Consider the following 9840-nt stretch of genomic DNA (forward strand, 5'->3'; position numbering starts at 1 on the left):
TGCATTGCCGCGGCGCACCCCCAGATGGCTGCGATGGAACAGTTTCACGGCACCACCATCGTGAGCGTGCGCCGCAAGACCCCCCAAGGCGACCAGGTCGCCATTGGCGGGGACGGGCAGGTCACTCTCGGCAATATCGTCATCAAGGGCACGGCGCGCAAAGTGCGCCGCCTCTATCACGGCAAGGTGCTCGCCGGCTTTGCCGGCGCCACGGCCGACGCCTTCACGCTCTTCGAGCGCTTTGAGGCCAAGCTCGAAAAGCACCAGGGGCACCTGACCCGCGCGGCAGTCGAACTCACCAAGGACTGGCGCACCGACCGTGTGTTGCGCAAGCTCGAGGCCATGCTCGCCGTGGCCGACGCCACCACCTCGCTCATCATCACCGGCAATGGCGACGTGCTGGAGCCCGAAGACGGCGTGATCGCCATCGGTTCGGGCGGGGCGTATGCCCAGTCGGCGGCCAAGGCGCTGATCGACAACACCGACCTCTCGGCCGAGCAGATCGTGCGCAAATCGCTGGCGATCGCCGGAGAAATCTGCATTTACACGAACATGAACCACACGGTGGAAGCGCTCTGACCATGTCCATGACCCCCCAGGAAATCGTCTCCGAGCTCGACAACCACATCGTCGGCCAGCCGGCCGCCAAGCGCGCCGTGGCCATCGCCCTGCGCAACCGCTGGCGCCGCCAGCAGGTCGAAGACAAGCTGCGCCACGAGATCACCCCGAAGAACATCCTCATGATCGGCCCCACGGGCGTGGGCAAGACCGAGATCGCCCGCCGCCTCGCGCGCCTGGCCGATGCGCCCTTCATCAAGGTCGAGGCCACCAAGTTCACCGAGGTCGGCTACGTGGGCAAGGACGTCGATTCGATCATTCGCGACCTCGCCGAAATCGCCGTCAAGCAGACCCGCGAATCGGAAAGCGCCAAGGTGCGCGCGCGTGCCGAAGACGCCGCCGAAGACCGCATCCTCGACGTGCTGCTGCCTCCCGCACGTGGTGCCGATGGCGCTGTGGCCGACACGGGCAACGCCACCCGCCAGGCCTTCCGCAAGAAACTGCGCGAGCACCAGCTGGACGACAAGGAAATCGAACTCGACCTCGCCGAGACGCGCACCCCGCTGGAAATCATGGGCCCGGCCGGCATGGAGGAAATGACCGAGCAGTTGCGCGGCATGTTCGGCCAGATCGGCGGCGGCAAGCGCAAGACGCGCAAACTCAAGATCGCCGAGGCGCTGCGCCTGCTGATCGACGAGGAAGCGGCCAAGCTGGTGAACGAGGACGAGATCCGCACGCAGGCGATCACCAATGCCGAGCAGAACGGCATCGTCTTCATCGACGAGATCGACAAGGTCGCCACGCGCAGCGAAGCGCAGGGCTCCGACGTGTCGCGCCAGGGCGTGCAGCGCGACCTGCTGCCGCTGGTGGAGGGCACGGCCGTCACCACCAAATACGGCGTGGTGCGCACCGATCACATGCTGTTCATCGCGAGCGGCGCCTTCCACCTGAGCAAGCCGAGCGACCTGATCCCCGAGCTACAGGGGCGCTTTCCGATCCGCGTGGAGCTGCAGTCGCTCTCGGTGGCGGACTTCGAAAGCATCCTCACGCAGACCCGCGCGTCGCTGGTGAAGCAGTACCAGGCGCTGCTCGCCACCGAGGGCGTGACGCTCGAATTCACGCCCGAAGGCGTGAACCGGCTGGCCACCATCGCCTTCGAGGTGAACGAGCGCACCGAGAACATCGGCGCACGCCGTTTGTCGACCGTGATGGAACGCCTGCTGGATGAGGTAAGCTTCGACGCGACCCGCCTCGAAGGGCAATCGATCCGCATCGATGCCGCTTATGTCGACCAGCGCCTTGCGGCACTAAGTCACGACGAAGACCTTTCGCGCTTCATTCTCTGAAGCCGCTTCTCCTTCCCCCTGTAACGGGGGAATCCTTCACGCATCACATTCATTGCGTGAGCTAAGTACTTCATTTTCAACGAAATTCGCCGATTCCATGGTTTTGGAATCGGCGCTAAGTCGTTGATTCCATTACAAAAAATAGCCCAAACGGCCAGTTGCTTCCGAAGTGTTTCCTGCTACAGTGCAAAAAAGTGCAGTTAAGTGGGAAAAAGTGCGGGTAGTGCCCCTTTCGGGTGCCGCAGCACTCCCAACACAGGGGTTCGTGGTCGTGTTTCAAGGCGCTTCATCGCTCAGTCTGGATGCCAAGGGGCGGCTCTCCGTGCCGACCCGGCATCGTGACGTCCTGAGCGCGACGGCAGGCGGCCAGCTCACGATCACCAAGCATCCGCACGGATGCCTGATGGTGTTTCCCCGTCCCGAATGGGAAAAATTCCGCGAGCGCATCGCCGCACTGCCGATGTCGGCGCAGTGGTGGAAGCGCGTCTTCCTGGGCAACGCGATGGACGTCGAGATGGACGGCACCGGCCGCATCCTGGTGTCGCCCGAACTGCGCGCGGCCACCGGCATCACGCGAGAGACGCTGCTGCTGGGCATGGGCAACCACTTCGAACTCTGGGACAAGGCCACATACGAGGCCAAGGAGGCCGAGGCCACCCAGGGCGAGATGCCGGATGTGTTTCAGGACTTTGCGTTCTGAGGACCCAAGTGAACACCCCATGGACCCATACGACCGTCTTGCTGAACGAAGCGGTGGAAGCCCTTCTTTCCGGCAGCACGGCGGCAACCGGCACCTACGTGGACGCCACCTTCGGGCGGGGAGGGCATGCGCGTGCAATCCTCTCCAGGCTGGCGCCGGAAGGCAGGCTGATCGCATTCGACAAGGATGCGGAAGCAGTGGCCGAAGCAGCGCGCATCTCCGATGCGCGTTTTTCTATCCGCCACCAGGGATTCCGCTCGCTGGGCGAATTGCCCGACGCGAGCGTCGACGGCCTGCTGATGGACCTGGGCGTGAGCTCGCCGCAGATCGACAACCCGGTGCGCGGTTTCAGTTTTCGTTTCGACGGCCCGCTCGACATGCGCATGGACACCACGCGCGGCGAGAGCGTGGCCGAATGGCTGGCAACGGCCGAACTTCAGCAGATTGCAGAGGTGATCCGTGACTATGGCGAAGAACGGTTTGCTGTTCAGATTGCAAAGGCGATTGTTGCTCGCCGACAAGAACGGGGCCCAATTTCAACCACCACCGAACTGGCCGAGCTCGTGGCTGGCACGGTCAAAACCCGCGAGCAGGGCCAGAACCCTGCAACGCGCACATTTCAGGCTTTTCGGATTTTCATCAACGCCGAGCTTGAAGAGCTGCAACAGGCGCTAGAAGCGAGTCTGTCCGTGCTCAAACCCCAAGGGCGGCTCGCGGTGATCAGCTTCCACTCGCTGGAAGACCGCATCGTGAAGCAGTTCATCGCCAAGCACTCGAAGGAGGTCTACGACCGCCGCGCGCCGTTTGCCGCCCCGAAGGTCATGAAGCTGCGCGCGCTGGAGCGCATCAAGCCGTCCGACGCCGAGGTGGGCGGCAACCCGCGCTCGCGCAGCGCCATTCTTCGCGTCGCAGAACGCACCGAGGCCAGCTGATCATGGCCCGCCTCAACATCCTGCTGCTGCTGGCCGTCATTGCGACGGCTTTGTACCTCGTGCACACGCAGTACATGTCACGTCAGCTCTATACCGAGCTCGACCGCGTGCAGCAGGAAGCCCGTCGCCTGGAGACCGACCGCGATCGCCTGCAGGTCGAGAAGCGCGCACAGGCCACGCCGCTGCGCGTCGAGAAGCTCGCCAAGGAGCAGCTGCAGATGCGCACCACCTCGCCGGCGATCACGCAGTACGTGCGCCCTGACGGCACGGTGATCCCCGCGGTCGCGCCGGTGGCGCCTGCGCCGACCGCGCCCAAGCCGGCGGCCAAGCCAGTCACCGCAGCGAGGGCCGCGCGATGAACCGGGGCAACCGCAGCGTGCGCTACACCACCAGCCCCTTGCTCGCGAGCAAGACGCCGGTGTGGCGCAGCAAGTTCATCGTCGCGGGCATTGCGCTCGGCTTCGTCATGCTGGCGGGCCGAGCGGCCTACGTGCAGGTGCTCAACAACAGCTTCTTCCAGCGGCAGGGCGAAGTGCGCTTTGCGCGCACGCTCGAGCTGCCGGCCAACCGCGGCCGCATCCTCGACCGCAACGGGCTCATCCTGGCCTCCAGCGTGGTGGCGCCCAGCATCTGGGCCATTCCGGAAGACATCGAGCGCGACGACCCCGAAGTGCGCGCCAAGCTCAAGCAGGTCGCCAAGCTGCTGGAGATGTCGCAGAAGGACTTCGACAAGAAGCTCGAAGACGAGGACAAGACCTTCGTCTGGATCAAGCGCCAGGTCGACGAGCCCATCGCCAAGCAGATTGCGGCCATGAACCTCAAGGGCATCTACCAGCGCAAGGAATACAAGCGCCAGTACCCCGAGGGCGAGGCTGCCGCGCACGTGGTGGGCTTTACCAACGTGGAAGACAACGGCCAGGAAGGCATCGAGCTCGCATTCAACAAGGAGCTGGCGGGCAAGGCCGGGTCGCGCCGGGTCATCAAGGACCGCCTGGGCCGCGTGGTCGAGGGCGTTGGCGAAACCGTGCCGCCGCTCGACGGCAAGGACATCCAGCTCAGCGTCGACAGCAAGGTGCAGTTCTTCGCCTACCAGAAGCTGCGCGATGCCGTGACCGCGCGCAAGGCCAAGGCCGGCAGCGTGGTGGTGCTCGACTCCGTCACCGGCGAAGTGCTAGCGCTGGCCAACTACCCGAGCTACGTGCCCGACAAGCGCCAGAACCTCACCGGCGAGCAATTGCGCAACCGCGCGCTCACCGACACCTTCGAGCCCGGTTCGACCATGAAGCCGATCACGGTGGGCATGGCACTCGAAGCCGGCCGCGTGAAGCCCTCGACCCTGATCGAAACCGGCCCCGGCCGATTCCAGATCGGCGGCTTCACCATCAGCGACACGCACAACTACGGCACGCTGACGGTCGAAGGCGTGATCCAGAAGTCGAGCAACGTCGGCGCGCTCAAGATCGCCCAGAAGATGACCCCGCACGAGATGTGGGACACCTACACCGCGCTCGGCTACGGCCAGAAGCCGCAGATCCAGTTCCCCGGCGCCGTGACGGGCCGGCTGCGCCCGTGGAAGACCTGGAAGCCGGTCGAGCAGGCCACCATGGCCTACGGCTACGGCCTGTCGGCGTCGCTGTTCCAGATGGCGCATTCGTACACCTCGTTCGCGCACGACGGCTCGATCATTCCGGTCACCATCCTGAAGAATTCCGAGCCGCCGGTCGGCGTGCGCGTGTTCTCGCCGTCGAACGCGCTGGCGGTGCGCAAGATGCTGCAGATGGCCGCCGGCCCCGGCGGCACCGGCACGCGCGCGCAGACGGTCGGCTACTCGGTCGGCGGCAAGTCGGGCACGGCCCACAAGCAGGTCGGCAAGGGTTACGCGAGTAACAAATATCGCGCCTGGTTCACCGGCATGGCGCCTATCGACAAGCCGCGCATCATCGTCGCCGTGATGATCGACGAGCCCAGCGACGGCCAGTATTTCGGCGGCGTCGCCGCGGCGCCCGTGTTCAGCGAAGTCGTGCAGCAGACGCTGCGCATGATGAACGTACCGCCCGATCTGGCGGTCAAACCGCTTGTGATGACGCAGGGCGTCGACGAGAGTTTCTGAACATGCTGACCTTCACTTCACCCCAACTCGCCGCGGCCTGGCTCAAGGAGCGCGTGCCGCAGGCCGCGCTGCACGCCGACAGCCGTGCCGTGGGCGCGGGCGACGTCTTCATCGCCTGGCCCGGCGCCGCCACCGACGGGCGCAAGCACGTGGCGGCCGCGCTGGCGCAGGGCGCGGCGGTCTGCCTGGTGGAGAACGAGGGCGTCGAGGCCTTCGGCTTCGAAGGCGACGACCGCATCGTGAGCTATCCCGGCCTGAAGGCCGCCACCGGCCCGATCGCCTCGGCCTTCTACGACAACCCCTCGGCCCTGCTCGACGTGCTGGCCGTGACCGGCACCAACGGCAAGACCTCCACCGCCTGGTGGCTGGCCGAATCGCTCTCCACGCTGCGCGCGGCGGGCGGCGTGCGCGCGATGCGGCCAGACGGCACCATGCAGCGCGATGCGCCGTCGCCCTGCGCGGTGATGGGCACGCTCGGCATCGGCGTGCCGCCCGAGCTGACCTACACCGGCCTCACCACGCCCGACCCGGTGATGATGCAGCGCGAGCTGCGCTCGCTGGTCACGCGCGGCTTCGGTGCCTGCGCCATCGAGGCCTCCTCCATCGGCATCGCCGAGCGCCGCCTCGACGGCGCGCAGATCGCCGTGGCCGTGTTCACCAACTTCACGCAGGACCACCTCGACTACCACGGCAGCATGGACGCCTACTGGCAGGCCAAGGCCGAGCTGTTCCGCTGGCCCGGCCTGCGCGCGGCGGTGATCAACATCGACGACACGCACGGCGCCAGCCTGTGCGCGAACCTGATCGACGCCGGCATAGGCGCGCTCGACGTGTGGACCGTCTCTGCCGGCGGCAAGCCGGCCCGCCTCGTGGCGCGCGACATCGGCTACGACGCGCAGGGCCTGCAGTTCTCGGTGGCCGAGCACGGCACCGCCGCGGTGGAGCGCCTGTCTACCGGCCTGATCGGCCAGTACAACGTGGCCAACCTGCTGGGCGTGCTCGGCACGCTGCGCGCGCTGGGCCTCACGCTCGCCCAGGCCGTGGCAGCCTGCGCCAACCTCACCAGCGTGCCGGGCCGCATGGACCGCGCAGGCACCGGCGAAGGCGCACCGCTCGCCGTGGTCGACTATGCCCACACGCCTGATGCGCTCGACAAGGCCTTGATCGGCCTGCGCCCGCTGGCAAAGCAACGTGGCGGCGCGCTCTGGTGCCTGTTCGGCTGCGGCGGCGACCGCGACCCGATCAAGCGCCCGATGATGGCCGCCGTCGCCGAGCGCCAGGCCGACCGCGTTGTCGTCACCAGCGACAACCCGCGCAGCGAAAAGCCCGACGCGATCATCAGCCAGGTGCTGCGCGGCTTCTCGCGCCCCGAGGCCGCCCAGGTGCAGCCCGATCGCGCCGCCGCCATCGCCGACGCCATCGCGCAGGCCGCCCCGCAAGACGTGGTGCTGATCGCCGGCAAGGGCCACGAGGCCTGGCAGGAAATCGCCGGCCAGCGCATCGAATTTTCAGACAAGACCCATGCGCTGCAGGCGCTGGCAAAGAGGGGGGCCGCGGCATGACCGACACGACGCCTCTCAACATCACGCTGGCCCAGGTGCAGCAATGGATTCCGGGATCGCGCCTGGTGGGTGACGCTTCGACCGTCATCGCCCGCGTGCACACCGACACGCGCACGCTCGCGCAGGGCGACCTGTTCGTCGCGCTCAAGGGCGAGCGCTTCGATGCCAACGACTTCCTGGCGGACGCCAAGAAGCGCGGCGCCGTGGCCGCCATTGCGCACCACGGCCTCGAGGCCGCCGGCCTCAGCGGCCTCGAAGTGCCCGACTCGCTGGTCGCGCTCGGCGCGCTCGGCGCGGGCTGGCGCGCGCAGTTCGAACTGCCGCTGATCGCCGTGACCGGCAGCAACGGCAAGACCACGGTCACGCAGATGATCGCGGCCGTGCTGTTCGCCTTCCGCGCCGAACGCGCGCTGGCCACCGCCGGCAACTTCAACAACGAGATCGGCGTGCCGCTCACGCTGCTGCGCCTGCGTGCGCAGCACCAGCGCGCGGTGCTCGAACTGGGCATGAACCATCCGGGCGAGATCGCGCGACTGGCCGCCATCTCGCGCCCGACCATCGCACTCGTCAACAACGCCCAGCGCGAGCACCAGGAGTTCATGGCCACCGTCGAGGCGGTGGCCGTCGAGAACGCCGCCGTGTTCGCGGTGCTGCCCGAAGGCGGCACCGCCGTGTTCCCCTATGGCGACGCCTTCACTTCTCTGTGGACCGACATGGCGCACGCCGGTGGCTCGCGCCGCTGCATGACCTTCGGCGAATCGGAAGATGCCGACATCTCGCTCGACAGCGCCGAATGGAAGCAGGGTGCCTGGGCCGTGCGCATCCGCACGCCGATCGGCGCCTTCGATGCGCGCCTGCACATCGCGGGCCGGCACAACGTCGTCAATGCGCTGGCCGCCACGGCCTGTGCGCTCGCGGCCGGCGTGTCGGTCGAGACCATTGCGGCGGGCCTGTCAGCTTTCGAGCCGGTCAAGGGCCGTTCGCGCGCCAACGAGATCGTGCTGGCCGGTGGCCATGCGCTCACGCTGGTCGACGACAGCTACAACGCCAACCCCGATTCCGTGATTGCCGCCATCGACGTGCTCGCCGCCCTGCCGGGCCCGCGCCTGCTGGTGCTCGGCGACATGGGCGAGGTGGGCGACCGCTCGCCCGAGTTCCACGCCGAAGTCGGCGAGCGGGCGCGCCAGCGCGGTATCGAGTCCGTCTACACGCTGGGCGCCGCGACGGCGCACACCACCGCTGCCTTCGGCGGTGCCGACGGACGCCATTTCGAAGAGTTCGACGCGCTCGGCGCGGCCGTGCTCGCGCGCCTGCCGCAACTCGGCAGCGTGCTCGTGAAGGGATCGCGCTTCATGAAGATGGAGCGCGTGGTGCAGGTCGTCGAGGCGCAAGCACAACCACAACAACAAAAGGAGGCCGGTCATGACGCATGAGCCGCGCGAAACCACATGCTGATGACCCTGGCCCAATGGCTGCAGACGCTCTCGCCCGAGTTCGGGTTCTTGCGCGTTTTTCAATACCTCACCTTCCGCGCGCTGATGGCTGCGCTGACCGCGCTCGTGGTCGGCCTGGTGGCCGGCCCGTACGTGATCCGCCGCCTGGCCGCGCTCAAGATCGGCCAGCCGATTCGCGGCTACGGCATGGAAACGCACCTGACCAAGAGCGGCACGCCCACCATGGGCGGTGTGCTGGTGCTGTTCGCCATCGCCTTCGCCACGCTGCTGTGGTTCGATATTTCGAACCGGTTCGTGTGGATCGTGCTGTGGGTCACGATGGGCTTCGGCGCCATCGGCTGGGTCGATGACTGGCGCAAGGTGGTGCGCAAGGACCCGGAAGGCATGCGCTCGCGCGAGAAGTATTTCTGGCAGTCGGTGGTCGGCCTGATTGCGGCCTTCTACCTGCTCTTCAGCATCTCGGAGAGCTCCAACTGGCGCGTGGTGCAGCTGTTCTTCGCGTGGGTGCAGTCAGGCTTCGACCTCGACTTTCCGCCCAAGATCAACCTGCTGGTGCCGTTCTTCAAGGAGGTGAGCTACCCGCTGGGCGGCATCGGCTTCGTGATCCTCACGTACCTCGTGATCGTGGGCGCGAGCAATGCGGTGAACCTGACCGACGGCCTCGATGGCCTGGCGATCATGCCGGTGGTGATGGTGGGCTCGGCGCTGGGCGTGTTCGCCTATGTCACGGGCAGCGCGGTGTATTCCAAGTACCTGCTGTTCCCCAACATCCCGGGCTCGGGCGAGTTGCTGGTGTTCTGCTCGGCAATGGCCGGCGCGGGGCTCGCGTTTCTCTGGTTCAACACGCACCCGGCACAGGTCTTCATGGGCGACGTGGGCGCGCTGGCGCTGGGCGGCGCGCTGGGCACCATCGCGGTCATCGTGCGTCAGGAGATCGTGTTCTTCATCATGGGCGGCATCTTCGTGGTCGAGGCGATCTCGGTGATGGCGCAGGTCATGTACTTCAAGTACACGAAGAAGCGCTACGGCGAAGGCCGCCGCGTGCTCAAGATGGCGCCGCTGCACCATCACTTCGAGAAGAGCGGCTGGCGCGAAACGCAGGTCGTGGTGCGCTTCTGGATCATCACGATGCTGCTGTGCCTCGTGGGTCTTTCGACGTTGAAGCTGCGGTAACGGAA

General features: G+C 66.7%; 9 protein-coding genes. All 9 read left to right on the plus strand.

Going from position 1 to position 9840, the window contains the following annotated elements; genetic code table 11:
• Positions 1-33: 33 nt before the first annotated feature.
• The 9 genes from hslV (at position 34) to mraY (ending at position 9835) form a co-directional block, all read left to right on the plus strand.
• The gene (gene hslV, locus AC07O3_RS31710; protein WP_042578379.1) at positions 34-579 is read left to right on the plus strand and encodes an ATP-dependent protease subunit HslV; all 546 of its coding nucleotides are present in this window, start codon (positions 34-36) and stop codon (positions 577-579) included.
• Positions 580-581: 2 nt separating this feature from the next.
• Entirely contained in the window at positions 582-1904 is a 1323-nt protein-coding gene (gene hslU / locus AC07O3_RS31715) for an ATP-dependent protease ATPase subunit HslU (protein WP_097200139.1), read from the plus strand.
• A 271-nt stretch (positions 1905-2175) separates the two neighbouring features.
• Positions 2176-2604 (plus strand): division/cell wall cluster transcriptional repressor MraZ, encoded by a 429-nt coding sequence (gene mraZ, locus AC07O3_RS31720; protein ID WP_081270207.1) that lies wholly within the window; start codon positions 2176-2178, stop codon positions 2602-2604.
• Between the two features lie 8 nt (positions 2605-2612).
• Positions 2613-3536, plus strand: a complete 924-nt coding sequence (gene rsmH, locus AC07O3_RS31725) for a 16S rRNA (cytosine(1402)-N(4))-methyltransferase RsmH (protein WP_495341232.1) — start codon at positions 2613-2615, stop codon at positions 3534-3536.
• A gap of 2 nt (positions 3537-3538) precedes the next feature.
• The gene (gene ftsL / locus AC07O3_RS31730) at positions 3539-3895 is read left to right on the plus strand and encodes a cell division protein FtsL (protein ID WP_440533483.1); all 357 of its coding nucleotides are present in this window, start codon (positions 3539-3541) and stop codon (positions 3893-3895) included.
• The gene (locus AC07O3_RS31735; protein WP_093056277.1) at positions 3892-5646 is read left to right on the plus strand and encodes a peptidoglycan D,D-transpeptidase FtsI family protein; all 1755 of its coding nucleotides are present in this window, start codon (positions 3892-3894) and stop codon (positions 5644-5646) included. Before ftsL ends, AC07O3_RS31735 begins: the two co-directional genes overlap by 4 nt.
• Before the next feature lie 2 nt (positions 5647-5648).
• A complete protein-coding gene (locus AC07O3_RS31740; RefSeq protein WP_495341233.1) occupies positions 5649-7208 on the plus strand; it encodes a UDP-N-acetylmuramoyl-L-alanyl-D-glutamate--2,6-diaminopimelate ligase in 1560 nt (519 codons plus the stop codon).
• Complete coding sequence (locus AC07O3_RS31745; RefSeq protein ID WP_307616375.1) at positions 7205-8641, plus strand: UDP-N-acetylmuramoyl-tripeptide--D-alanyl-D-alanine ligase; 1437 nt, start codon at positions 7205-7207, stop codon at positions 8639-8641. Before AC07O3_RS31740 ends, AC07O3_RS31745 begins: the two co-directional genes overlap by 4 nt.
• Positions 8642-8656: 15 nt before the next feature.
• Positions 8657-9835, plus strand: a complete 1179-nt coding sequence (gene mraY / locus AC07O3_RS31750) for a phospho-N-acetylmuramoyl-pentapeptide-transferase (protein WP_093056272.1) — start codon at positions 8657-8659, stop codon at positions 9833-9835.
• Positions 9836-9840 lie beyond the last annotated feature (5 nt).

The sequence above is a fragment of the Variovorax sp. GW821-FHT09D05 genome (assembly GCF_059416325.1).

Coding starts and splice junctions, on each gene's coding strand:
- hslU (WP_097200139.1), top strand. CDS start 582: ATGTCCATGACCCCCCAGGAAATCGTCTCCGAGCTCGACAACCACATC.
- hslV (WP_042578379.1), top strand. CDS start 34: ATGGAACAGTTTCACGGCACCACCATCGTGAGCGTGCGCCGCAAGACC.
- AC07O3_RS31740 (WP_495341233.1), top strand. CDS start 5,649: ATGCTGACCTTCACTTCACCCCAACTCGCCGCGGCCTGGCTCAAGGAG.
- AC07O3_RS31745 (WP_307616375.1), top strand. CDS start 7,205: ATGACCGACACGACGCCTCTCAACATCACGCTGGCCCAGGTGCAGCAA.
- ftsL (WP_440533483.1), top strand. CDS start 3,539: ATGGCCCGCCTCAACATCCTGCTGCTGCTGGCCGTCATTGCGACGGCT.
- AC07O3_RS31735 (WP_093056277.1), top strand. CDS start 3,892: ATGAACCGGGGCAACCGCAGCGTGCGCTACACCACCAGCCCCTTGCTC.
- mraY (WP_093056272.1), top strand. CDS start 8,657: ATGCTGATGACCCTGGCCCAATGGCTGCAGACGCTCTCGCCCGAGTTC.